Here is a 23,160-nt window from a genome sequence, read left to right as displayed (position 1 = left end):
TGGAGCCCGCATTGCCATCACCCTGCGCGTCGTTTGCAGATGTGATCTTGGTCGGTACAGAATTTCACCAAAGGCCAAGCCTCGCGGGCGGCGGGCATCCTGCTGCCCTGCCGCTTCCTACGCTGCACGGCCTGTTCAGGTCAAGCCATGCCGCCTTTGACCAGCCCCTCGGCCAGCTTGGCGTAGGCTTGCGCCACAGGGCCGTCGCCTGCTGCGATGGGCGTGCCGCTGTCGCCGGACAGGCGCACGTCTATATCAAGGGGGATTTCACCAAGGAACGGGAGGCCCATCTTCTCGGCCTCGGCCCTCACGCCGCCATGACCGAAGATATGCGCCTCGGTCCCGCAGGTGGGACATATATACATAGACATGTTTTCCACGAGCCCCAGCACCGGGGTTTTGAGCGTGTTGAACATATCAATCGCCTTCTTAGCATCCAGCAAAGCCACGTCTTGCGGGGTCGAGACCACGATAGCGCCGGTTAGTTCGGACTTGGTGCAGAGCGTGAGCTGCACGTCGCCTGTTCCGGGGGGCAGATCGACGATGAGGACATCCAGCTCGCCCCATTCCACCTGCCCCAGCATTTGCTGCAAGGCCCCCATTAGCATTGGGCCGCGCCAAACGATGGCTTTGTCGGGGTCCATCATCAGACCGATCGACATCAGAGTGACGCCATGTGCTTTCAAAGGAATAATGGTTTTGCCGTCCGGGGACGCTGGGCGCTTGCTCACCCCCATCATGCGGGGTTGGGACGGACCGTATATATCGGCATCCAGCAAGCCAACACGGCGGCCTTGCTTAGCCAATGCGACAGCGAGGTTCGACGACAAGGTAGACTTGCCAACGCCGCCTTTGCCCGACGCGATAGCAAGAATACGCGCTACACCTTTGGGTTTCGTGGGCCCCGCCTGCGGCTCTGGATGTTTGCCGACCTTTAAGGATGGCGGCTTTTTGTCGGAATGGGCGGTGAGCAGCACCGATACCTTTTCGACGCCATCCATCCGCTCCACGATTTGCTGGGCGGCGGCGCGCAACGGCTCCAGATGTTTTGCCACCTCTGGTGCTGCTTCGATGACGAAACGCACATTGCCGCCTTCCACCGCCAAAGCGCGTACCATGTCTTTGGCCACGACATCTTCGCCGTCAGGCAGTTTCAAAACGCGCAAAGCGTCAAGAATCAAGTCGCGAGTCACAGTCATCGGGGCATCCTGTCATTAATCGGTTTTCGTCCGCTCCTAAGTGAGCGCACGCGCCGCCAAGGGCAACCCCCGCCGTTTAGCCCTGAAAAAGTTTTCCAAATGCCCAACTGTTTTGCATTTCGCAAAAAGCGATGGCAGCGCTAACGGATTGTCACGAGAACGTTACAAAAAAGCTGACGTAAGGTAAGCAAAACAACAGGTTAAGCCATGCGTACGCTGCATAGCAGCATTGTAAACCTGCCTCTTGTTGCAGCGCAGCATTTCCCTAAATTGAAGACAACAGAGACGAGGGCGTCAGACCGCTGACAGAGAAACCCTAGACTGAAAAGGTAAATGACAATGGCTTATACAACGAGCATCCGCACTACACCGACCCTCCTTGAGCGTCTGGTTGCATTCAAAGACGACCTGGCCGAGCGCCGTGCAAAGCACCGCGTTTATGTACAAACCCTGAACGAGCTTGAAGCCCTCAGCGGCCGCGAGCTGGCTGACTTGGGTCTGTGCCGCGCCAACCTGAAATCGATCGCTTATGAAGCGGCATATCTGAATTAAGTTCGCGTTTCCGGCTTTCCTCCTCCCTTAAGCCGGACGCGCTTGGTGGCGGCACCTTCCTCCTCCCTTAGGTGCCGCCACTGACCAGATCGGAGCAACTTCACCTCCTCCCGAGGTTGCCCCGTACCCGACAAAGACCCACCTCCTCCCGGGTCAGCGTCAAACATGAAGATCGGTACGGCACCTTCCTCCTCCCTTAGGTGTTGATACTGAGAAAAAGCGGGACAGTTTCACCTCCTCCCGAGGCTGAACCGCATTCTGGCAGAGGCCCACCTCCTCCCGGGTCCGAGCCAAACACAAAGAACGGTGATGCACCTCCTCCCGCATCACCGTTTTTTTTTGTGTCTGAATGTCAGCTTAGGTCAGGCGCGTTCGTCTTTTGGGGATCCCATAACCACGTAGGACGTGATCGAGTGAACAGCCTCCAGCGCGCCAAGAACGTCCGTATGGAAGATTTTGTAAGCAGCAAGGTCGGCACATTCGACGCGCAAGAGATACTCGATCGTGCCCGTAATGTTGTGACACTCCCGCACTTCGGGACTGCGTGAAATGGACTTCTCGAAGGCCTCCTGCGACGCTTTCGAATGATCCGACAGCCCGACCCCCACATAGGCCACGAACCCGACGCCGAGTTGCGTCCGGTCCAAAACCGCGCGGTATCCATTGATGATACCGCGACGTTCCAAGTCTTGCACGCGGCGCAAACAGGCAGAGGGCGACAGCCCGACACGATCAGCCAGTTCGAGATTGCTGATCCGACCGTCGCGGCTCAGCTCCTGCAATATCTTTTCGCTGATGGCATCCATGGCGCTCATAAGTTGCGAAATTAGACGTGAAGCGCCGCAAAACGCAACTTCAATTCGTTGATTTGCGCGTAGATTGCCCCCCATGAGCTACGATATTCTTACCGCATTGATCCTCTTTGCCTTTGTCTCCTCCATCACGCCGGGACCTAACAACTTGATGTTGATGGCATCCGGCGCGAACTTCGGCTTCCGGCGAAGCATCCCGCATATGCTGGGAATCACGTTGGGGTTCACCCTGATGGTGTTCCTTGTTGGGATCGGGCTTGTGCAGGTGTTCGACCTTTACCCCGTGACACACCTTATCCTGAAATTGATCTCGGCCGCGTATATGACGTGGCTGGCGTGGAAGATCGCCAATGCCGCGCCTCCGAAGAAGGGCGAGGTTGGAGGAACTCCGATGACGTTTCTCCAAGCTGCGGCTTTTCAATGGGTGAATCCCAAAGCGTGGGCCATGGCGTTGACAGCAATCACACTCTACGCGCCAGACCGCTCGCTATACGCGGTCGCTTTTGTGGCCCTCATCTTCGGGGCCGTAAACGGCCCGTCCGTTTCAACATGGACGATATTGGGTCAGCAGCTGCGACGTCTCTTGACCAATCCCGTTCGTCTACGCCTCTTCAACTTCGCTATGGCGGGGTTGCTTATTGCTTCACTTTACCCGCTTTTGGGGGGCGAAATTTAGGGGCATGCGTATGAACACCTATCTAGACCTAGAAAAGTTCCCGCTGGACCGACCAGATAGCCCGGCTTACGCAAACCTTGTTGCGCGTTGCAAATCTGACATGGCAACGCATGGGATGTTCAACCTAGATGCGTTCCTGCGGCCTGAATATGCGCAGGCCGAGGCTGAGGCTCTTACGCCAAAAATGGACTCCGAGAGTTTCAACCACAAACGCGCCCATAACGTGTATTTCAAGAAATCCATTCCGGGCCTTTCCGAAGACCACCCGGCCTTGAAGTTGTTCGAAACCTCGAACAACACGCTATGCAACGACCAACTCGCAGGGTCTGTGGTCGAGAAAATCTACACATGGCCCCCCTTGCAGCGGTTTCTAGCGGAAGTGATGGATAAGCCAGCCCTCTATCCGATGGACGACCCTTTGGCCGCGTTCAATGTGATGCGGTATCAAGAAGGTCAGGCCCTGAACTGGCACTTCGACCGATCCGAATTCACAGTCACGGTGTTGCTACAGGCACCCGACGAAGGCGGCCTGTTCGAATACCGCACGGATTTACGGACTGCAGATGACCCGAATTACGACGGCGTGGCGCGGCTTTTGGCTGGCGAAGACCCGCAGATGCAACAGATGAATGTCGTGCCCGGAACCCTCAATGTATTTCGGGGGGTGAATACGCCCCACCGCGTGACGCCCGTGAAAGGCGACCGCGCCCGCATGATTGCAGTGCTGACCTATTACGAGACGCCGGGGGCGCGTTTTACGCAGACCGAGCAGCTTGGGTTTTACGGCCGGACAGCGTGAGGCGATCTAAAACGGAACGTCGCCTGCACTATCCGCCGACACAAGAAACTTGCCGACCACCTTCTTGTCGCCCGCCTTGTCAAAGGACACGTCAAGCTTGTCGCCTTCCACGGCCATAATCTCTCCGTAGCCAAACTTCTGGTGGAACACGCGCTCACCAACAGTGAATGACGACACGGCTTGCGCATCGATCACCATGTTCTTGCTTTCGCGCGGCTGCGACATGCCGCGACTCGATTGACGTTCCTGCAGGCGCCGCCAACCTGGGGAGTTGTAGACATTTGCCTTCGCGGCAGCTTCGTGCAGATCGCTGCCGCCAAGCGCGTCCATCATATCGCCGACCGTGCTTGCCTGATGACCATAGAGGCCCGGTGGAGTCAGGATTTCCACGTGACGCTCTGGCAGCTCATCCACGAAACGCGAGGGCAGCGCGCTTTGCCATTGGCCATAAACGCGACGATTGCCTGCGAAAGAAATGGTGCAAAGCTCTTCGGCGCGCGTGATCCCCACATAGGCCAGCCGCCGCTCTTCCTCCAAACCCTTCAGCCCGCTCTCATCCATCGAGCGCTGCGACGGGAACAACCCGTCCTCCCAGCCCGGCAGAAACACCGCCGGAAACTCCAAGCCCTTGGCCGCGTGCAGAGTCATGATCGACACCTTTTCGGTGGCGTCCTCGCTGTCGTTATCCATGACCAAGGCGATGTGTTCCAAGAAACCTTGCAGGTTCTCGAATTGCTCCAACGCCTTGACCAATTCCTTGAGGTTGTCGAGGCGACCGGGGGCTTCGGGGGTTATCGGTATAGGAGCCGCGTCTGGATCATTAGGATCTTCAGGCTTGAAGTAACTCGCAGTATAGCCGGATTCATCAAGGATCATCTCAGCTAACTGGATATGGTTTACGTCTGGTTCACCATATTCAAACCTCTCGACGACATCATTAGCAGCCTCAGCCTCACTCACAAATACTTGCCTCAATGGGCCGCGCGTCAAACCATGCCACCGCTCAAGAGAAGCTATCAGCTTAGGAAGTTCGGATTTCGCTTTCCCTTTAAGCGCATTCGCCTCAATAGCAATTTTGGCGCCCTCAATAAGCGAAACACCATTTCCATTTGCAGCTGCGCGAATGATCTGAACTGACTTGTCAGCTAACCCACGTTTGGGAGTATTTACGATACGCTCGAACGCTAAATCGTCATCCAGAGAAACAGCCAGCCGGAAATAGGCCATGGCATCGCGGATTTCCAAACGCTCGTAGAAGCGCGGACCGCCAATGACGCGGTAGGGTAGCCCGATGGTCAGGAACCGATCCTCAAAGCTGCGCATCTGGTGCGAGGCGCGCACGAGGATGGCCATATCGTTCAGCCCGATCGGCGTCAGCCCCCGGGTTCCGCTTTGCAACGATTCAATCTCGTCGCCGATCCAGCGCGCCTCTTCTTCACCGTCCCAATGGCCGATAAGGCGGACCTTTTCACCGCCCTTAGCTTCGGTAAACAAAGTCTTACCCAAGCGTCCCTTGTTGCCAGCAATCACACCGGACGCAGCCCCAAGGATATGCTCGGTTGAGCGGTAGTTTTGTTCGAGTTTGACAATTTTCGCGCCTTCGAAGTCCTTTTCGAAGCGCAGAATGTTGCCCACCTCAGCCCCGCGCCAGCCGTAAATCGACTGGTCATCGTCGCCCACACAGCAGATGTTTCTGTGCGCAGCAGCTAAAAGGCGCAGCCACATGTACTGAGCCACATTGGTATCTTGGTATTCGTCCACCAAGATGTAGCGGAACCAGCGTTGGTATTGCTCCAGCACGTCCGGATGCTTCTGGAAGATCGTCACCATATGCAACAGCAAGTCGCCGAAGTCGCAGGCATTCAACGTGCGCAGGCGGTCTTGGTATTGGGCGTAGAGCTTGCCGCCCTTGTTGTCATAGGCCCCTGCTTCCGACGCGGGCAAAGCATCTGGCGTCCATGCACGGTTTTTCCAACTGTCGATCAACCCTGCCAGCATTCGCGCGGGCCAGCGCTTATCGTCGATGCCCTCCGCCACGATCAGCTGCTTGAGCAGGCGTATTTGGTCATCCGTGTCGAGGATGGTGAAGTTTGATTTCAGCCCGACCAGCTCAGCATGGCGGCGCAGTTGCTTCACGCAAATCGAGTGGAAGGTGCCGAGCCATGGCACGCCCTCGACCGCCTCGCCCAGCAACGCGCCAACGCGGTTTTTCATTTCGCGGGCAGCTTTGTTGGTAAAGGTCACCGCAAGGACTTCGTTGGGCCGCGCGCGCCCAGTGGTTAACAGATGCGCGATGCGAGCAGTCAAAGCTTTGGTTTTGCCCGTGCCCGCCCCGGCGAGCATCAAAACGGGACCGTCCAGCGTCTCCACCGCCTCGCGCTGTGCGGGGTTCAGCCCGTCCAGATAAGGAGTGGCACGCGCACCCATCGCTGCCCCCATAGCGCGTTGGGATAGCGGAAGGCTTGCAGCCTCGAAGGCGTCTTCTTCATCAAATTTGCTCATGGCGCGCAAGATAGCGCGAAGACACCTTCAGGGAAAGTGTTGTTCTTATTTCGTTCTGCACTTTGTGCGTAGCACGCAAGCCCTCTAGGCCTCTGCCGGTTTGAAGTCCAACGAAGCGCCGTTGATACAGTGCTTCATCCCGCCCGCAACGATAAGCAGATGCCCCAAGTGACTGCCGCATCGTCGGCAATGGACTTCAGTCAGGGCAGCGTCCTCGGACATGGCCCCATATTCCGGCACGGGTCCGTCGATTGCCGTCAGCACGGAATCCGGCTGAGAATGCTCGAAAAAGACCCAGCCTTTTTCGAGCACCACCTTCAACCGCGCATCGTAGTTATAAAGATCGCAGCCTTTGCAGTGATAGCTCCCTGGCTTCGTTTCGTCCCAAAGCGGGCTTGACTTCGGCGCTTCGGTAAGGCCCTCGCGCATGATGGCGTAACTCTGCTCCCCGAGTTGGGTGAGCCATTGGTCAACTGTGCGCTGGACCTCATATTGGAAGTCCGATGCACTTCCAGCAGCGACGCTGGCAGCAACAGGAGCACTTGCAAGGGTAAGGGCTGTGGCCCCTGTGCTCGCGAAAAAGCCGCGTCGGGAGAGCGTGTGTGGTGGATTGCGTGACATTGATACCCCTTCCAGTTTCGAGATGGTTGGCACTAGATCGAAAATCAGGCGGGCCGCATTTGTGCAGCCCGCCGTATCGGTCTCACCGTGATGGGCGAGCTTAGTTTCCGGCGGTGGACCGCACGACTTCAGAGGCCATTTCAGCGGCGCTGTTGCTGTCGCCGAACAGTTTGATGTCCTTCAAAAGTCGCTGACGCGATACAGGGTCGGCGTCAAAGAACGTCTGGCGCTCTGCGGCGCTCATGTTGCCCAATGCAAGACGAACCCGCGCGGCAGTGATGTCACCCATCGATGTCTCACGGACGATCGTTTCGGCGGCGGAGGCGTTGCTCATCGCGAACAACTCGGCGGGCGAGGTTTCGGCGAATGAAGGGGCCGCAAAGGCCATGGTGGCTACGGTAGCTGCGAGGATTGTTTTCATGATCTTGTCTCCAGTTTGATCAAAACAGCCCAAGATGGTTCAGGGCTGTGTGCGGGAAGCCAAACTGCCGATTACCCGCAGCGTGGCAAATTCCATGCCCTAAAGCGTAACTGATCTCTGCTTCGTCGGTAGTGCCATGCGTCCGGCATTCCTTGCAGGTCGTCCAATCTATCAACTGGGATCGCGCAGACGTGTTTGACCTGACGGCAACGTGCTTGCAGCGCGGCTTTGGCTCGCGCCAACTTGTTCCACCTAGCAGCTTCGTGCATAGCAGTTGATCTGCTTCTCTTTGATCAAGGGAGTATGACCGATGACATACTCGACCTCCTTGATTTGATACGCGTTCGCGGGACGGCCTGCGTCGGAGAGAACCTGACTTGGCCTTGGCGTTTCTGTCATGTGAGCGACGACCGCCTTGCGCGTTTTCAGCTCGTGCTGTCTGGCCAAACATGGATACAAATGGAGGGCAGTACAGACCGGATCGAGTTGTTTTCCGGTGACATTGTGATCATTCCGAACGGTAAGGCGCATTGCTATTTCAGTGGCAATACGCCGGATAGCGAAGAGCCAAGCGCACATTTGTTTTGCGGCTATTTCGAATTCACCGAGACAACGCCTTCCGCCATTACAACGCGGCTGCCCGACATGTTGGTGGAGCGACACGGGCACAGTGGCCGTGCGCAAAAATTCGAGTTGCTCCTGCAACTGATCAACGCCGAAGTTGGAAAACAGTCCGAACCGCAGCAGAGTGTGCTCAATCGTCTGACGGAAATACTGTGCCTCCACGCGGTCCACGACTGGCTTACGACAGCGCTATTCCATGACGAAACCCTGAAGGCCCTAGCGAGTCCGCGCATCAAGATTGTTCTCGACGAAATCCATTCGGATCCGAGCGCCGCGTGGAACGTCGAGATACTTGCGAGCATCTATGGTCAGTCTCGTACTGTATTCTCGGAGCACTTCAAACTGGCAACGGGGCTATCCCCCATCAGCTACGTTCGCCAGTGCCGCATTGGGAGCGCCTGTAAAATGCTGGAAAGCTCACGACTGCCAGTCGACGAGGTCGCATTTCAATCGGGCTACGCAGACGCAAACGCATTCAACCGTGCCTTCCGGCGCGAGACAGGGACATCACCGGGGGCGTATCGCAGGATGCAGCGCGTGTAGCTATCGCTGCTCTGTGCGCCAGTTGGGGTGAATCCAAGGCTCCGAGTTATCAGCAGGCAGCGGGTCGCGGCCAAGGATATGGTCTGCCGCCTTTTCCCCCACCATGATCGAAGGTGCGTTCAGATTGCCATTGGTGATGCGTGGGAAGATTGAGCTATCGGCGAGGCGCAAACCCTCCACACCAATCACACGGCATTCGGGATCGACGACCGCCATCGCATCATTGCTGCGCCCCATGCGCGCCGTGCCACAAGGGTGATAGGCGCTTTCGGCATGCTCGGCGATGAAGGCGTCTATCTGAGCGTCTGATTCGACACCGGCACCGGGCTGGATTTCGTGTCGCGTGTAATTTGCGAAAGCCTCTTGGCCAAAAATCTCTCGTGTCAGACGCACGCAATTTCGGAACTCTTCCCAGTCGTCGGGATGGGACATGTAGTTGAACTCGATCTTCGGCGCATCTGCCGGATCAGCGGATCGCAGCGTGACCTGTCCGCGCGATTTGGAGCGCATCGGGCCAACATGCGCCTGATACCCGTGCCCCTCTGCCGCGGCCTTGCCGTCATAGCGCACAGCGATGGGAAGGAAGTGGAACTGGATGTCAGGGTAACGCACACCTGCTTTGGACCGAATGAAGCCGCCGGATTCGAACTGGTTAGAAGCCCCAAGCCCCAGCTTAGCCAGTAGCCATTGCGTGCCGACCCAGCCCTTGCCGGGAATGTTCCAATAGCGATAGAGACTGACTGGTTTTGAGGCGGCCATTTGGAGATAGATCTCGAGATGGTCTTGCAGGTTCTGACCAACCCCAGGACGGTCTGCCACGACCTCGATGCCGTGATCTTTCAGGTGTTTTGCCGGACCGATACCCGACAGCATCAAGAGCTTGGGGCTGTTAATGGAAGATGCGGCGAGGATGACCTCTTTGCTCGCTTTGATGATTTCAACCTTGCCGCCGCGTTTAACTTCTACGCCTGTCGCGCGACCGTCTTCGACAATCACCTTTTGTGCGAATGCCTGAACAAGCGTGCAATTATTGCGTGTGAGTGCCGGGCGCAGATATGCGTTTGCCGCGGACCAGCGCCGTCCGTTCTTGATGGTCGCATCAAAGGGCCCAACGCCCTCTTGCTGCTTGCCGTTGTAATCCGGCGTGACTTGATAACCTGCCTGACGACCGGCCTCGATGAAAGCTCGGTTCAGCGGATTTGTCCCCGGCCCTCGCGTCACATTCAAAGGTCCGGACTTGCCGCGCCAATCGGGATCGCCCCCGCGCCCGCCGTCGGACCAGTTCTCCATCCGTTTGTAGTAGGGCAGCACGTGAGCGTAGGACCAGCCGTCGGCGCCCTGCTCCGCCCAATGGTCGAAGTCGCCCGCGTGACCGCGCACATAGACCATGCCGTTGATGGATGACGATCCACCGACGACTTTACCACGCGGCGTGACCAGCTTGCGGTTGTTCAAATGCGGCTCCGGTTCGGACTGGTAGCCCCAATCGTAGCGCGACATATTCATCGGGTAGCTAAGCGCTCCTGGCATCTGGATAAATGGCCCCCAATCGGTGCCGCCATGCTCGATCACCAGCACGGATTCCCCCGCCTCCGCCAAACGGTAGGCCATGGCGCAGCCTGCTGAGCCTGCACCGACAATGATGTAATCGGCTTGCATCTAGAATTGAGACTCGACCGGCGTCATGGCGACGTAAACTGTCTTCACTTCGGAATAGTGATTGATCGCCTCTTTCGAGTTCTCACGCCCCACACCCGACGCCTTGGAGCCACCGAACGGGGCCTCCACCGGCGCAAGGTTATAGGTGTTGATATAACAGGTGCCCGCCTCGAACCCGGCCACCACGCGGTGCGCACGGGTCAAGTCGTTGGTAAACACACCTGCGGCAAGGCCAAATTCGGTGTCATTGGCGCGCGCCATGACCTCTTCCTCTGTTTCGAAATCGAACACTGCCATGACGGGGCCGAAGATTTCCTCGCGCGCAATGGTCATACCGTCGGTGACGTCTGCAAACACTGTCGGTTCCACAAAGAAGCCGTCCAAATCGGCCATTTTACCGCCCGCAACCAAGGTCGCCCCCTCTTCGGTGCCCTTGTTGATATAGCCAAGAACGATGTTCATCTGGTCGGCTGAAACCATCGGCCCGAAATTGGTCGCTTCATCCAAAGGGTCACCCATGACAGCGCCCTCAAGCCGTTCTTTAAGCCGCTTGAGAAAGGCCTTTTTGATGTCCTTTTGAACGAATACGCGCGTGCCGTTAGAGCATACCTGACCAGAGGAATAGAAGTTGCCGAGAATCGCGCCGGACACGGCATTGTCAATATCAGCATCCTCAAAAATGATCAGCGGGGACTTCCCGCCCAGCTCCATCGTGACGTGCTTCATGCGCTCTGCCGCTGCTGCATAAACTTTGCGCCCTGTTGGCACCGAGCCTGTCAGCGACACCTTCGACACGCGCGGATCAATGACCAACGACGCCCCGACCGCCCCACGGCCTTGGACGACGTTGTAGACGCCTGCAGGAAGACCGGCCTCGTGCAGAATTTCCGCGATTTTCAAGGCACAGAGTGGCGTGGTCTCGGACGGCTTGAACACCATTGAGTTGCCACACGCCAAAGCAGGCGCCCCCTTCCAACATGCAATCTGCGTCGGGTAATTCCACGCACCGATCCCCACGCACACGCCTAGTGGTTCGCGGATGGTGTAGACCCAGTCCTGACCCAACTGAATGTGCTCGCCGGTTATGCTACCGGCCAAACCACCGAAATATTCCAACGCATCCGCACCAGAGGTCGCATCCGCGACGAGCGTTTCCTGCAGGGGCTTCCCCGTGTCGAGGGTCTCCAGAACCGACAATTCGCGATTGCGATCACGGATAATGTCAGCCGCGCGGCGCAGAATGCGGCCTCGCTCTGTGCCAGTCATCGCAGCCCATATCTTTTGTCCCGCTTTGGCCGCGCTCAGCGCTTGGTCAACGATCGCAGGTGTTGCCTCGTGCAGCGTTGCAATCACCTTGCCGGTCGCAGGATAGATGCACTCGATTGGCGCTCCATCGGTGTCTTCGACATAGGCGCCATTTATGAAATGACTGGCGGTGGGTTGTGCGTTTTGCATGGCTTTGGTGGCTCCGGAAGGGTGTTTAGAGAGATAGACGCAGTTCATTCCCCCCGAGGAAAGCGTTGGCTTTCTTCAAGGATGTTCAGGTCCATGTGGTTTCGCATGTAGCGTTCAGACGCCTTCTGCAAAGGCTGGTAGTCCCAAGGGTAGTAGCCGCCTTTGCGCAGCGCCTCGTAGACGACCCATCGGCCTGCCTGACTATGGCGCACAGCGGCATCAAACGCTTCAAGATCCCAACGTGCTTCAGCCTTCGCTTGCAGGGACGCCAATGTGGCGGCGTGGGCAGGTTCAGCGGAAAGGTCGTTCAGTTCATGAGGATCGGCCTCGAGATCGAACAGCTGATCGGGATCAAGGGCGCAGCGGTTGTATTTCCATTTGCCGTAGCGCAGCGATACCAAAGGGGCGTAACTGGCCTCGGCCGCGTATTCCATGGCGACGGGTGCATCGCGTTGCTCCCCTTTGCCCAAAGGAGCCACTGATTGGCCGTCCGTCCAAGGCATCACTTCTGACATATCCACCCCCGCGAGGTCGCAAAGCGTCGGGCAGAAATCGATATTCGAGACAGGATCAGAGACCAAGCCGGGTGCCATCTGGGGCGAGGACACCATGAACGGGACGCGAGATGACCCTTCGTAGAAGCTCATCTTGAACCAAAGGCCGCGCTCCCCAAGCATGTCGCCGTGATCTGACACGAACAGAATCGTAGCGTCTTGGCGCGTGGCCTTTAGCGCCTCCATCACCTCACCGATTTTGTCATCGAGGTAGGATATATTCGCGAAATACGCACGGCGCGCACGGCGGATGTGATCGTCGGTTATGTTGAAGTTGTCGCGATCATTTGCATCAAGAATGCGTTTGGAATGGGCGTCCTGCTCCTCGTAAGGGATCGGGCCGACTTCGGGCATCAGGTGTTCGCAATCCTCATACAAGTCCCAGTATTTCTTCCGCGCGACGTAGGGATCATGCGGATGGGTGAAGCTGGCCATCAAGCACCAAGGGCGCTCGTCCTTGCCACGGGCCAGATCGTAGATTTTGCGGGTCGCGTGGTAAGCAACCTCGTCATCATATTCCATCTGGTTGGTGATCTCGGCCACGCCGGCGCCCGTGACAGACCCCATGTTGTGATACCACCATTCTATCCGCTCCCCCGGCTTACGGTAGTCGGGCGTCCAGCCGAAATCCGCGGGGTAGATGTCTGTGGTCAGGCGCTCTTCAAATCCGTGTAGCTGATCGGGGCCAACAAAGTGCATCTTGCCTGACAGACAGGTTTGGTACCCCGCACGGCGCAGGTGGTGCGCGAAGGAGGGGATTGCCGAGGAAAACTCCGCCGCGTTGTCGTAAACACCGGTGCGGGACGGCAATTGGCCAGACATGAAGCTCGCCCGACCGGGCGCGCAGAGGGGTGACGCGGTGTAGGCGTTCTTGAAGCGGGTTGATTGTTCCGCCAGCTTCTTGAGGTTGGGCGCATGCAACCACTCCGCAGGGCCATCCGGAAAGAAAGTGCCGTTGAGTTGGTCAACCATGAAGATCAAGAAATTCGGACGGGTCATAACGCATCCTCAATGTGGGGGGCGGTGAAACCCAGAATTGTGGCCGCAGGATCGCGCGTCTTGGGTGCGCCAAGGGCCGCGCGAATGTAGAGCCCGTCAATAAGTGCCGCGATGGCATCGGCGAGCGCTTCCGGCTCCGTCGCGATCGGGCGCAATGCGTGGATCAGATTGGAGCGGAGCCTACGTTGATACAACCGCAAAAGGCGCATCGCTTCGGGGCTGCTATGGGCTTTGACGTAGAAATTGAGCCAAGCGCTGATCACTTCCGGATCGAAGCAAGACTGGGCAAAGCTGGCCTCCACCAGCGCTTGCAAACGGTCGCGCGGCGTTGCAGTTTTGGCGAGGCGGGTGCGCACTTCAACGGAAAACCCTGCGAGAATGTGGCGCATGGCCGCGAGGAAAATCTGGTCTTTATTGCCAAAATAGTGATGCGCTAATGCCGAAGACATTCCCGCGCGCTTCGAGATTGCGCTGACGGTCACGTCAAGTGAACCGGCCGCACCGATCTCGGCAATTGCGGCGGTGACGAGCGCCTCGCGGCGAATAGGTTCCATTCCAAGTTTTGGCATCGGTTTACGCTTGCTGGTTTTTTATTGACTCGTCAATCAATAAAAACATTGCGGAACGCTTCTGCCCTAGATGCGTTAGGGATCAAGGAGCTTAAATGCCAAACACCGTTACGGACATCATCGACGGCATCGATCAGTTGGATGGTAAGCAAACCGTTGGCGACGTGATGTCCGAGTTGGAGCATCGCGGGACCGCCCCTTTTTTGATTGTCCCTCCAATGTTGGAGTTGTCCCCTGCTGGCGCCATCCCGGGTCTACCATCAATTATCGCTGCCATTACCGCCTTGTTCGCAGCTCAAATCGCGGTTGGCCGACCCCATCTTTGGGTGCCTCATTTCCTTGCCAAGCGTCCGGTTCCGGATGGAAAGCTCGGACAAACACTTGAGTTTCTGCGCCCCTTGGCCTCTTGGCTGGACAAGCGTCTGACGGGCCAGCATTTGCAGTTCCTAGTAGGCGATCCTGCACGGCGAATGGCGGCCGCGCTTGTGATCGCCTTGTGTGTCGCCGTGCCTCCGCTGGAGGTTGTTCCCGGCGCATCGTCGCTGCCGATGATCGCCATTCTCTGCGTCGGGCTGGCCCTGTTGTTCCGCAACGGAATTCTGATGCTACTCGGATGCGGGGCGAGCGTGGCGGCCATCTACGTTGTGACGAGACTGCTGACCTAGACCTTCGTTGCAGGCACCGGCGGCGTGGTCGCGCGCTTCAATCTGGCCTCACGCCATGTGATGAAACTGACAGAGGCCAAAATGATCAGACCACCAAAAATGACCCAGCCGTCGATGCCCTCTCCAAAGACGAGCGCCCCGAGCAAAACCGCCCAGAACAATTGCAAAAACGTGACCGGCTGCGTCACCGTCACCGGCGCGGCCTGAAATGCCAGCGTCATGGTGAAGTGCCCCGCAGTCGCGAAACAGGCGAGCAGGAACATCCAGCCCAACTGCTCCAATGTCGGAGTGACCCAAACCATCGCCGCGAGCGGGGCGAGCCCAATCGTGACAGTGATCGATAACATGCCGACCACCACGGCAGGGCTGACCTCGTCTGCCATGACCTTCGCCGTGAGATAAGACCCCGCAAACATCACAGCAGTGATCAGCATTGCGAAATGACCCGGCGACAGCTCACGAAAACCGGGGCGAAGAATGACCATAGCCCCGATCAACGCAGCCACGACCGCCAAGATCCGGCGCAACGCCAGCTTCTCGCCTAAGAAGAATGCGGCCCCTATGGTGACATAAACCGGCGAGAGGTAATTCATGGCCGTGACTTCAGCGATGGAAATTTGTGTCATTGCGTAAAACCACAACGTCACACCCAACGTGTGCACCACACCTCGAAAGCCAAAGAGCTTTAACGCACGGGGTGTCAGCTTGGCCTTACGGATCGGTCCGATCATTGGGATCAAAAACACCAAGCCCAGAAGGTAACGCAAAAACGCGGATTCTGCGGCCGGCAGCTCGGACCCCACATATTTCACAATTGCCGTCACAGCCACGAACATGACGCCCGTGATCAACATCCAGATGACGCCCACGATGGGACGGTTTTGCGTTTGTGCCATGCGGCCACCTGACGCCCAAGCGGGAGGCTGTGCAACCCCTATCCGTTGAGAATTAAACTGACTGCAATCGCCCACATGGTGGCCCCCACCAGCGCATCCAGAATACGCCAAGCCTTTGGCCACGCGAAGAAAGGAGCCAGAAGACGCGCACCGAACCCGAGTAAAAAGAAAAATGTGATCGAGGCGAAAATGGCCCCTGCCCCGAATACAACGCGCTGCTCACCGTACTGAGCGGCTATGGAGCCAAGCAGAATCACGGTATCGAGATACACATGCGGGTTCAACCAGGTCAGGGCCAACAGTGTTGCAGCCACTTTCCGCCAATCGCTTCGCGCACGACCTTCGACATTCAACGCCTCGGTGCTGGTTAAGGCCGATCGGAATGCCATGACACCATAGACCAAAAGGAAAGAAGCCCCGCCGTAGCGCATGATTGGGCCAAGCCAAGGCATCTGAGCGCTCAGCACACCAAAGCTGGTCACGCCAAGCGCAATCAGCAGCGCGTCGGACACGCCGCAAATCAGCACGCAAAGCAACACGTGCTCGCGCCGCAGACCTTGGCGCAAAACGAAAGCATTCTGCGCACCGATCGCCATGATCAATGAGAAGCTCAGAAAAAACCCAGAGAAAAAGACTGCCATTTGTCACGACCTTAGACGACAAGTTGTGGTGGTGATATGCGGGCCAGAAAGAAGAGGCTAGCTAATCATTCTTAAGTCTGATTAGTTTTTCTAATGTATGAATACACCCAACTCGAAGCGCTTTGCGCCGTCATCCGCACTGGCAGCTTCGACGCCGCAGCGGGGCAGCTTGGTGTGACGCAGTCAGCAATCTCCCAACGGATCAGGCTGTTGGAAGAACGCGTGGGCACGGTGCTCGTCAAGCGCGGCCAGCCTTGCACGGGAACAGATTCTGGGAAGCGGCTTGCGACCCATACCGACCAAGTTCGTCTGATGGAAAAAGCGCTAGAATTTGGATTGCCAAGTACCGAGACGCGGACGCCGGTTCGCATCGCGGTTAACGCTGACAGCCTTGCGACTTGGCTGCTGCCCGCTTTGGCGCAGCATGACGACTTCCTCTATGACCTGATTATCGATGACCAAGATCATAGCGCTGACTGGCTGCGCGCGGGCGAGGTTGCTGCGGCAGTCACGGGGCATCCCGGTCCGGTTCAGGGCTGCGACAGCCACGCACTTGGCGCGATGCGCTACTTCGCGACTGCCTCGCCTAGCTATATGGCGCGGCATATGCCAGACGGCCCCACCTCCGAAGCACTGGAGGCATCGCCCGCCATGACCTTTAACGACAAGGACCGATTGCAGTCCGATTGGGCCAAGACCGTTGCGGGCCACACCGTGACCCTGCCCAAGCACCGCCTTGCTTCGTCGCAAGGGTTCGTCGAGGCGGCTTGTCTCGGGATCGGTTGGGGCATGAACCCAGAGAGCCTTTGCCGCGACGCAATCGCCTCGGGACACTTGGTTGAGTTGGCCCGCGAAACGCCACTTGATGTGGACCTCTACTGGCAGGTCTCACGGTTGACGGCAGAGCCGCTGCGCCCTCTTACCCGATCGGTCCTAGAGCAAGCCCGTCTTGCTCTGATCCAAACCTGAACCAGTCCAGCCCATGAAAAAGGGCGCTGCCACTAGCTGCGCCCTTTTTAATAATCATGCCGCGCCGCAAGGCGTGTCATTGAGATCAGAGTTGGTTCATCACTTCGTCGCTGGCCTCGAAATTGGCGGTGACGGTTTGCACATCATCATCGTCCTCAAGCGCGTCGATCAGCTTCATCAGCTTGGTCATGCCATCCAGATCAAGCTCTGTGGTCGTTGTCGGTTGCCAGATCAGCTTGGTCGACTCCGACTCGCCCAATTCAGCTTCCAGCGCGGTTGCGACAGTGTTCAGGTCAGTGTCCGCACAGATAATCACATGACCGTCTTCAGAGCTTTCGCAATCCTCCGCACCGGCCTCAATGGCGGCCATCATCACAGTGTCAGCATCGCCCACAGACGCCGGGTACATCACTTGCCCCTTGCGGTCGAACATGAACCCGACCGAGCCGGTTTCACCCAGATTGCCGCCATTCTTCGAGAAGGTGGAGCGCACGGTCGACGCTGTACGGTTTTTGTTGTCGGTCATCGTTTCGACGATAACTGCCACACCACCGGGGCCATATCCTTCATACCGGATTTCGTCATAGTTCTCGGCATCGCCACCTTGCGACTTCTTGATCGCGCGGTCGATCACATCCTTCGGGACGGATTGCGATTTCGCCTCTTTGACAGCCAGACGCAGGCGCGGGTTTTTATCGGGATCGGGGTCGCCCATTTTCGCCGCCACGGTAATTTCCTTGGCAAGCTTCGAGAACAGCTTCGAGCGTAGCTTATCCTGCCGCCCTTTGCGGTGTTGGATGTTTGCCCATTTTGAGTGGCCGGCCATGGGACTCTCCCCTTACATGCGGTAACGGGCCGCTTTTATGCAAGCGGCATGTCTTCTGCAAGATGTCCCATTCTTTTCCGCGCTTTCGACCCGAGACAAAGGCCGATACACATAGATGCATGACACAAGATCAAATCATTCTATTTTCGCTGTTCGGTTTCGTCTTCGCTTTGCTGCTTTGGGGGCGCTGGCGCTATGACCTTGTCGCCTTCTCCGCCCTGATGGCGGGTGTGGTGCTGGGCGTGGTGGACACCAAGCAAGCCTTCGACGGCTTTGGCCACCCTGCGACGCTGGTCGTAGCCTTGGTATTGATTGTCTCGGCGGGGCTGGTGCGCTCTGGCGCGGTATTCTTAATCACCCGCACGCTGGTGGATAGCACGCGATCTCTTGGGTCCCACATTGCGCTTATGGGGGCGATCGGCGGTGTGCTCTCGGCGTTTATGAACAACGTCGCGGCGCTTGCTTTACTTATGCCAGTGGACATCCAGACCGCCCGCAAAGCGGGGCGCGGGCCAGGGTTATCCCTGATGCCGTTGTCGTTTGCTACCATTCTGGGCGGGATGGCGACGCTGATCGGCACACCGCCAAACATCATCATCGCCTCGATCCGAGAGGACATGTTGGGAACGCCCTTCAAGATGTTCGACTTCGCCCCCGTGGGTGTCGTCACAGCGATTGCAGGCTTGCTTTTTGTCGCGCTCATCGGGTGGCGTTTGATCCCGCAGGGCAGCGACGAAGGGCGGCGCGGCGATCCGATGGACGACTATGCCGAGTACATCGCAGAACTTACCGTGCCCAAGGATTCCAAACTGATCGGGCTGCGGCTGCGTGAACTGCTCGAAGATGCAGACAAAGCCGACGTTGCCATTCTTGGCCTCGTCCGTGATGGCAAGCGCCGGTATGGCACCGGTCAGAACGTCGGCCTGCTGGCTGGCGATGCGTTGGTTCTGGAAGCCACGCCAGACGCGCTAGACGAGTTTCGCACCGCATTGTCGCTCGATTTTGCCGATGCCAAGCGCGAGGAGCATTTGCGGGCAGAAAGTGACGGGCTTAAAGTTATCGAAGTGGTCGTGACGGAGCAAAGCCGCATCAACGGAAAGACTGCGCAGAGTATTGGCCTTGCCTGGCGGCAGAGATCCGTCCTGCTGGGTATTTCTCGGCGCGGCAAAAGCATACGAAATCAAGTGCGCAAAACTGCGGTAGAGACCGGCGACATCTTGTTGCTGCTGGTTCCGCAAGACAACGCCAATGACGTCACCGAATGGCTGGGCTGCCTTCCTTTGGCGGCGCGTGGGTTGGCGGTGACCGAAGACAAAAAAACTTGGCTGGCCATTGGTCTGTTCGCAGCGGCTGTTGCAGCGGCCTCTGTGGGATTGATTTACCTTCCCGTTGCTTTGGGGATTGTCGTGGTCGCCTTTGTTCTAACGCGCATCATACCGCTGTCAGAACTCTATACCCATATTGAATGGCCCGTGGTTGTGCTGCTTGGGTCGATGATCCCGCTTGGCGCAGCGTTGGAAACGTCTGGCGGAACGGAGCTTATTGCGGGCGCTTTGGTAGGCCTGACTGAGGGGATGCCTGCTTGGGCCGTATTGACGATCCTAATGGTCGTCACCATGACCTTGTCAGACGTTCTCAACAACACAGCGACCGCGATCGTGGCGGCCCCCGTTGGGATCACCATGGCGCAGACCCTTGGCGTTAATCCTGACCCGTTCCTGATGGCCGTTGCGGTTGCTGCGTCCTGTGCGTTCCTGACGCCGATAGGCCACAAGAACAACACGCTGATCCTTGGACCGGGCGGCTATAGCTTCGGAGACTACTGGAGGATGGGCCTGCCGCTGGAAATTTTGGTGGTTGCTGTGTCAATCCCGGCGATTTTGACCTTCTGGCCACTTTAATCTCGCGGCCGCAGCAGCCTAGAAGCCCGCGCTGCTTTCAAACCGGTAAGCCTGCCCGTTCTGGTTCGTGATTGTCACAACGGCAAGCGGGCGGAAGGGCACGGCCGTCTCGTCGACGATCAGCGGGCCCAGCACCTCTTCGAGAACGACGCGTCCGGGCAGCGTGCCCGCAGCCAAGACAACCTCGTAAGTATAGGCGTATGGGCATTCGGTCAGCGTTCCGGTCCAGCCATTAGCGCTTCCCGCGGCGCCCGCGCTGCCGAGGCATTGCGTGGTGTCATCCATCCCCACAAGAACCGCATCCGAATCCAGCGCGACCAAAACGGGGCGCGTTTGGCGTTCCGGCAATGGTGCGGGCGCCTCGAAGGGTTTGCTGCGATTGAAGAAGACGTCGCGCAGAAACTCGCAACCCGACATCGAAAAAGCCATGACTGCGATCAGGCTACAGGTGGTGGCGCGCATGGAAGCTCCTCAGGGTTAACTTATCCACAGACTATACGGTCTATCCCGGGCATGGAATCCCCGAATGGCCCATCGGCGCGAAAAACCGCCCAGCCCATCCGACCTGTCACAACGGCCAGATCAACGGAATGACAAAGGAGGCAAGCAGACCTATCGACAGGTTCAGCGGGATACCAACGCGCATAAAGTCGGTGAAGCGGTAGCCGCCTGGACCGTAGACCAGCATGTTTGTCTGATACCCGATTGGCGTCGCAAAGCTGGCCGACGCCGCCACCATCACCGCCACGACCAATGCGCGCGCATCCAGCCCCATAGCCGATGCCAGCCCGATGGCGATGGGCGTCACGACGACGGCCACGGCGTTGTTTGACACAAGCTCTGTCAGCACGGAGGTCAGCAGATAGATGCCCCAGACCACAAAGAACGGCGGCAAGTTCATCATCCAAGGCGCAAGTGCCTCAACGATCAATGTCACTGCGCCGGACGCTTCGAGCGCGGCACCGATCGCAAGCATCGCAAAAATCAGAACCAGAAGGCGGCCGTCTACGTGAGAGAATGCCTCGTCCGCGTCGATGCAGCGGGTCAGCAGAACGACCGCAACGGCAAGGATCGACAGAAGGAAAATCGGGGCCACGCCCATCCCCGCAAGCGCCACCAGCGCCAGCAAAGCAACAATCGCGATCGGCGCATGAGAGCGACGGTACGCCCGTGCCGATGGGTGGGACACATCCACAAGCTCCATATCGTTCGCCAGCCGCGAGATATCTTCTTGTGCACCTTCCAGCAGCAAGGTGTCGCCAACGCGCACGACCAGATCATCCAGTTGGCGCCCGATATTCTGGTTTCTGCGGTGGACGGCCAATGGATACACACCGTAGCGCCTGCGCAGCCGCAAGGAGCCCAGCGACCGGCCGACCATTTTACAGCCCGGCGTAATCAGCACCTCAACGGTCGAGGTTTCCACCGCGGAGAGCTGGTCAACGCGCTTGAGTTCTTTGTTCCGTTGCAGGGACAATAGCTCTGTCATTTCGGTGCGCAGCACCACACGGTCGCCCGTCTGTAGCGTGACGTTCTGAAGGTTGCGCCGCAGCGATGTATCGCCTCGGATCACATCCACCAGTCGCACACCTTCGCGCTTGAACAGCTGCACGTCCAACACTTCGCGCCCGATCAAGTTGCTGTCGGGGGGGACGGCAGCTTCGGTGAAGAATTTCATCTTCGAGCGATCGGATAGCATCATTGCCATGCTGTCACGCTCTGGCAACAGACGCGGACTGATAAAGCGTAAGTAGATCATCCCCCAAGCGACCAGCACGATCCCCAAGGGCGTGACCTCAAAGATCGTGAAAGGCGCAAGCCCGTTGGCGCGAGCGACACCGTCAACCAAAAGGTTGGTCGAGGTCCCAATGAGTGTCAGCGTGCCGCCAAGAATTGCAGCATACGAAAGAGGGATCAGAAGCTTGGAAGCAGACACCCCCAAAGTGCGCGACAGTTGGACGAAGACCGGGATCATCACCACAACCACAGGTGTGTTCGACACAATGGCGGAGGCAAGAACCACGAAAGCAAACATGCCTGCCAACGCTAGAGCGGGCCGTTTCGCGGCGTTCCGATCCGCGACTTGCGTGAACCAGTCCAGCGCCCCGGTGCGCACGAGTGCGCCCATGATGAGGAACATTGCGGCGATGGTCCAGGGTGCCGGATTGGATAGCACCCCGAGCGCGGCTTCATAGGGCAAGACGCCAGTCGCCAAAAGAACAGACGCCCCTGCGATGGCGACCACCTCAGTGGGATAGGTCTCACGGACGAATAGAATGAACATGCCGACGACGACCAGCAATGCCAGTACCGCGCGCGTGTTTTGGGATAAATCGAGAAGCTCCATCAGGACTCCAGAAGTTCAGCCTTTGCGGGCTGTCGCGGTTGCACCAATGCCAGCCCGACAAGCAGTATAGCGAACGCTGCCCAGACCCAAAGCGAATAGCGCTCCCCCAGAAGCCATATGGCCCAAACAACGCCAAACGCCGTCACAAGGTAGCTTACTTGCACGGCAAAGACAGGACCGGCCCGACCGACCAGCCAAACATAGGCCGAATAAACCCCTGCGTGGATGAATGCCGATAGGACCACGGCCCATTCTGCTACACCGTATGGCCCAAGCGGATTGATGAATTGCCCGCGCCACACAGCGATAGGGCCCGAGATCATGGCAGCGATGACGCTTGCGCCAAAAAGGAGCTGCAACGGGTCCAGTCCCGCAGTGCCCCATCGCGCCACATAGTTCCCTTCCATCGCGTAGAAGAGCGGCGCGATCAAAGCCAACGGGATATAGATCACCATCGAACGATCCGGCAAGCTGGCTTCCGGCAGCACGATCAGCAGAACACCGCATAAGCCCAGCGCCAAGCCCGCGAGCCGCGACCAGACGAATGTCTCATTGCCCAAAAGAACTGCCACAGGAAAGGCAAGCATCGGAACAAGCGACAGCAAGATCGAAACAAGGCCGGAAGGCAGGTAGACCAACGCCGAATAGGACGCGGCCCCAGGCAACACAGTGCCAATCAGCGCAATGACAAGACAGGCCAGAAATTGCGGTGCACGCAGGGGAAGCGGCTTACCGCGCAACAGGCAAATGATCCCCAAAATGACACCTGAAATCGTCACCTGCCAGAAGACCAGCCCAAACTGGCGATATCCGCCGTCCACGGCCAGTTTGCCCAAAGGCTGCGTCAGGCCCCAGCCCGCGCCCATGATAATAAGCGCGCCAAACAGCCCAGTCCGGCTGTTCATTCCAGTAACGCCCCTGCCCAAGAGA

The 23,160-nt window shown here is 57.9% G+C and carries 22 protein-coding genes; 7 read left to right on the top strand and 15 right to left on the bottom strand.

All coding sequences use genetic code 11. From position 1 onward, the window contains the following. Positions 1 to 140: 140 nt before the first annotated feature. Entirely contained in the window at positions 141 to 1,199 is a 1,059-nt protein-coding gene (locus BM352_RS08535) for an Mrp/NBP35 family ATP-binding protein (RefSeq protein ID WP_090215277.1), read from the bottom strand. Positions 1,200 to 1,538: 339 nt separating this feature from the next. Between BM352_RS08535 and BM352_RS08530 the strand changes: the two genes are divergently transcribed. Next, positions 1,539 to 1,751, top strand: coding sequence for a DUF1127 domain-containing protein (locus BM352_RS08530; protein WP_090215271.1), 213 nt, complete (start codon positions 1,539 to 1,541; stop codon positions 1,749 to 1,751). A 362-nt stretch (positions 1,752 to 2,113) separates the two neighbouring features. Here BM352_RS08530 and BM352_RS08525 read toward each other — a convergent pair whose 3' ends face one another. Continuing rightward, entirely contained in the window at positions 2,114 to 2,557 is a 444-nt protein-coding gene (locus tag BM352_RS08525) for an Lrp/AsnC family transcriptional regulator (protein WP_425434518.1), read from the bottom strand. 82 nt (positions 2,558 to 2,639) lie between these two features. On the opposite strand from BM352_RS08525, the gene BM352_RS08520 reads away from it, so the two are divergent. Further along, positions 2,640 to 3,239 (top strand): LysE family translocator, encoded by a 600-nt coding sequence (locus tag BM352_RS08520; RefSeq protein WP_090215265.1) that lies wholly within the window; start codon positions 2,640 to 2,642, stop codon positions 3,237 to 3,239. A gap of 10 nt (positions 3,240 to 3,249) precedes the next feature. Continuing rightward, positions 3,250 to 4,038, top strand: a complete 789-nt coding sequence (locus BM352_RS08515) for a HalD/BesD family halogenase (RefSeq protein WP_090215262.1) — start codon at positions 3,250 to 3,252, stop codon at positions 4,036 to 4,038. Positions 4,039 to 4,044: 6 nt separating this feature from the next. Here BM352_RS08515 and BM352_RS08510 read toward each other — a convergent pair whose 3' ends face one another. From BM352_RS08510 to BM352_RS08500, 3 genes are all read right to left on the bottom strand, one after another. Then, positions 4,045 to 6,540 carry an ATP-dependent helicase gene (locus tag BM352_RS08510; protein ID WP_090215258.1) on the bottom strand — a complete coding sequence of 832 codons (2,496 nt, stop codon included), beginning with the start codon at positions 6,538 to 6,540 and terminating at the stop codon, positions 4,045 to 4,047. 84 nt (positions 6,541 to 6,624) lie between these two features. After that, entirely contained in the window at positions 6,625 to 7,161 is a 537-nt protein-coding gene (locus BM352_RS08505; protein WP_090215253.1) for a peptide-methionine (R)-S-oxide reductase, read from the bottom strand. Positions 7,162 to 7,261: 100 nt separating this feature from the next. Next, on the bottom strand, positions 7,262 to 7,582 hold the full coding sequence (locus BM352_RS08500) for a hypothetical protein (RefSeq protein WP_090215250.1): 321 nt from the start codon (positions 7,580 to 7,582) through the stop codon (positions 7,262 to 7,264). A 303-nt stretch (positions 7,583 to 7,885) separates the two neighbouring features. Here BM352_RS08500 and BM352_RS08495 point away from each other — a divergent pair, with 303 nt between their 5' ends. Continuing rightward, a complete protein-coding gene (locus tag BM352_RS08495; RefSeq protein WP_090215247.1) occupies positions 7,886 to 8,749 on the top strand; it encodes an AraC family transcriptional regulator in 864 nt (287 codons plus the stop codon). On the opposite strand, the gene betA is transcribed toward BM352_RS08495, so the two are convergent. From betA to betI, 4 genes are read right to left on the bottom strand one after another with little or no spacing between them, the layout of a single operon-like run. Continuing rightward, positions 8,750 to 10,408, bottom strand: a complete 1,659-nt coding sequence (gene betA / locus BM352_RS08490; RefSeq protein WP_090215243.1) for a choline dehydrogenase — start codon at positions 10,406 to 10,408, stop codon at positions 8,750 to 8,752. It abuts the gene before it with no gap. Further along, positions 10,409 to 11,863, bottom strand: a complete 1,455-nt coding sequence (gene betB, locus BM352_RS08485; RefSeq protein ID WP_090215237.1) for a betaine-aldehyde dehydrogenase — start codon at positions 11,861 to 11,863, stop codon at positions 10,409 to 10,411. 44 nt (positions 11,864 to 11,907) lie between these two features. Beyond that, on the bottom strand, positions 11,908 to 13,416 hold the full coding sequence (gene betC / locus BM352_RS08480; RefSeq protein WP_090215233.1) for a choline-sulfatase: 1,509 nt from the start codon (positions 13,414 to 13,416) through the stop codon (positions 11,908 to 11,910). Beyond that, entirely contained in the window at positions 13,413 to 13,985 is a 573-nt protein-coding gene (gene betI, locus BM352_RS08475) for a choline-binding transcriptional repressor BetI (RefSeq protein WP_090215229.1), read from the bottom strand. The genes betC and betI overlap by 4 nt, the downstream gene beginning before the upstream one ends. 95 nt (positions 13,986 to 14,080) lie before the next feature. Here betI and BM352_RS08470 point away from each other — a divergent pair, with 95 nt between their 5' ends. After that, on the top strand, positions 14,081 to 14,650 hold the full coding sequence (locus BM352_RS08470; RefSeq protein ID WP_090215224.1) for an exopolysaccharide biosynthesis protein: 570 nt from the start codon (positions 14,081 to 14,083) through the stop codon (positions 14,648 to 14,650). Here the strand turns inward: BM352_RS08470 and BM352_RS08465 are convergent. After that, entirely contained in the window at positions 14,647 to 15,546 is a 900-nt protein-coding gene (locus BM352_RS08465) for a DMT family transporter (protein WP_090215220.1), read from the bottom strand. The genes BM352_RS08470 and BM352_RS08465 overlap by 4 nt on opposite strands. 38 nt (positions 15,547 to 15,584) lie before the next feature. Continuing rightward, positions 15,585 to 16,187, bottom strand: coding sequence for a LysE/ArgO family amino acid transporter (locus tag BM352_RS08460; RefSeq protein WP_090215215.1), 603 nt, complete (start codon positions 16,185 to 16,187; stop codon positions 15,585 to 15,587). A 93-nt stretch (positions 16,188 to 16,280) separates the two neighbouring features. Between BM352_RS08460 and BM352_RS08455 the strand changes: the two genes are divergently transcribed. Then, the gene (locus BM352_RS08455; protein ID WP_090215210.1) at positions 16,281 to 17,156 is read left to right on the top strand and encodes a LysR family transcriptional regulator ArgP; all 876 of its coding nucleotides are present in this window, start codon (positions 16,281 to 16,283) and stop codon (positions 17,154 to 17,156) included. Between the two features lie 85 nt (positions 17,157 to 17,241). Here the strand turns inward: BM352_RS08455 and BM352_RS08450 are convergent, their stop codons facing one another. Further along, positions 17,242 to 17,982, bottom strand: a complete 741-nt coding sequence (locus BM352_RS08450; RefSeq protein WP_090215206.1) for a YebC/PmpR family DNA-binding transcriptional regulator — start codon at positions 17,980 to 17,982, stop codon at positions 17,242 to 17,244. Between the two features lie 119 nt (positions 17,983 to 18,101). Here BM352_RS08450 and BM352_RS08445 point away from each other — a divergent pair, with 119 nt between their 5' ends. Further along, positions 18,102 to 19,883, top strand: coding sequence for an SLC13 family permease (locus BM352_RS08445; protein WP_090215202.1), 1,782 nt, complete (start codon positions 18,102 to 18,104; stop codon positions 19,881 to 19,883). A gap of 18 nt (positions 19,884 to 19,901) precedes the next feature. Here BM352_RS08445 and BM352_RS08440 read toward each other — a convergent pair whose 3' ends face one another. From BM352_RS08440 to BM352_RS08430, 3 genes are all read right to left on the bottom strand, one after another. Beyond that, entirely contained in the window at positions 19,902 to 20,345 is a 444-nt protein-coding gene (locus BM352_RS08440; protein WP_090215198.1) for a hypothetical protein, read from the bottom strand. 106 nt (positions 20,346 to 20,451) lie between these two features. Beyond that, a complete protein-coding gene (locus BM352_RS08435; protein WP_090215193.1) occupies positions 20,452 to 22,230 on the bottom strand; it encodes an SLC13 family permease in 1,779 nt (592 codons plus the stop codon). After that, positions 22,230 to 23,135, bottom strand: a complete 906-nt coding sequence (locus BM352_RS08430) for a DMT family transporter (protein WP_090215189.1) — start codon at positions 23,133 to 23,135, stop codon at positions 22,230 to 22,232. Before BM352_RS08430 ends, BM352_RS08435 begins: the two co-directional genes overlap by 1 nt. Positions 23,136 to 23,160: the final 25 nt, after the last annotated feature.

Origin of the sequence: Litoreibacter janthinus (assembly GCF_900111945.1) — a bacterium.
Classification (GTDB): Bacteria; Pseudomonadota; Alphaproteobacteria; order Rhodobacterales; family Rhodobacteraceae; genus Litoreibacter; species Litoreibacter janthinus.
The sequence above is the reverse complement of the archived record's forward strand: the minus strand, read 5'-3'. Positions and strand labels throughout refer to the sequence as shown.

What these genes read in the sequence shown, in the direction of transcription:
- BM352_RS08455 (WP_090215210.1), top strand. Translation starts at nt 16,281, where the DNA reads ATGTATGAATACACCCAACTCGAAGCGCTTTGCGCCGTCATCCGCACT.
- BM352_RS08505 (WP_090215253.1), bottom strand. Translation starts at nt 7,161, where the DNA reads ATGTCACGCAATCCACCACACACGCTCTCCCGACGCGGCTTTTTCGCG.
- BM352_RS08460 (WP_090215215.1), bottom strand. Translation starts at nt 16,187, where the DNA reads ATGGCAGTCTTTTTCTCTGGGTTTTTTCTGAGCTTCTCATTGATCATG.
- BM352_RS08510 (WP_090215258.1), bottom strand. Translation starts at nt 6,540, where the DNA reads ATGAGCAAATTTGATGAAGAAGACGCCTTCGAGGCTGCAAGCCTTCCG.
- BM352_RS08520 (WP_090215265.1), top strand. Translation starts at nt 2,640, where the DNA reads ATGAGCTACGATATTCTTACCGCATTGATCCTCTTTGCCTTTGTCTCC.
- BM352_RS08530 (WP_090215271.1), top strand. Translation starts at nt 1,539, where the DNA reads ATGGCTTATACAACGAGCATCCGCACTACACCGACCCTCCTTGAGCGT.
- BM352_RS08435 (WP_090215193.1), bottom strand. Translation starts at nt 22,230, where the DNA reads ATGGAGCTTCTCGATTTATCCCAAAACACGCGCGCGGTACTGGCATTG.
- BM352_RS08495 (WP_090215247.1), top strand. Translation starts at nt 7,886, where the DNA reads ATGACCGATGACATACTCGACCTCCTTGATTTGATACGCGTTCGCGGG.
- BM352_RS08445 (WP_090215202.1), top strand. Translation starts at nt 18,102, where the DNA reads ATGACACAAGATCAAATCATTCTATTTTCGCTGTTCGGTTTCGTCTTC.
- betA (WP_090215243.1), bottom strand. Translation starts at nt 10,408, where the DNA reads ATGCAAGCCGATTACATCATTGTCGGTGCAGGCTCAGCAGGCTGCGCC.
- BM352_RS08500 (WP_090215250.1), bottom strand. Translation starts at nt 7,582, where the DNA reads ATGAAAACAATCCTCGCAGCTACCGTAGCCACCATGGCCTTTGCGGCC.
- betC (WP_090215233.1), bottom strand. Translation starts at nt 13,416, where the DNA reads ATGACCCGTCCGAATTTCTTGATCTTCATGGTTGACCAACTCAACGGC.
- betI (WP_090215229.1), bottom strand. Translation starts at nt 13,985, where the DNA reads ATGCCAAAACTTGGAATGGAACCTATTCGCCGCGAGGCGCTCGTCACC.
- betB (WP_090215237.1), bottom strand. Translation starts at nt 11,863, where the DNA reads ATGCAAAACGCACAACCCACCGCCAGTCATTTCATAAATGGCGCCTAT.
- BM352_RS08535 (WP_090215277.1), bottom strand. Translation starts at nt 1,199, where the DNA reads ATGACTGTGACTCGCGACTTGATTCTTGACGCTTTGCGCGTTTTGAAA.
- BM352_RS08470 (WP_090215224.1), top strand. Translation starts at nt 14,081, where the DNA reads ATGCCAAACACCGTTACGGACATCATCGACGGCATCGATCAGTTGGAT.
- BM352_RS08525 (WP_425434518.1), bottom strand. Translation starts at nt 2,557, where the DNA reads ATGGATGCCATCAGCGAAAAGATATTGCAGGAGCTGAGCCGCGACGGT.
- BM352_RS08440 (WP_090215198.1), bottom strand. Translation starts at nt 20,345, where the DNA reads ATGCGCGCCACCACCTGTAGCCTGATCGCAGTCATGGCTTTTTCGATG.
- BM352_RS08465 (WP_090215220.1), bottom strand. Translation starts at nt 15,546, where the DNA reads ATGGCACAAACGCAAAACCGTCCCATCGTGGGCGTCATCTGGATGTTG.
- BM352_RS08430 (WP_090215189.1), bottom strand. Translation starts at nt 23,135, where the DNA reads ATGAACAGCCGGACTGGGCTGTTTGGCGCGCTTATTATCATGGGCGCG.
- BM352_RS08515 (WP_090215262.1), top strand. Translation starts at nt 3,250, where the DNA reads ATGAACACCTATCTAGACCTAGAAAAGTTCCCGCTGGACCGACCAGAT.
- BM352_RS08450 (WP_090215206.1), bottom strand. Translation starts at nt 17,982, where the DNA reads ATGGCCGGCCACTCAAAATGGGCAAACATCCAACACCGCAAAGGGCGG.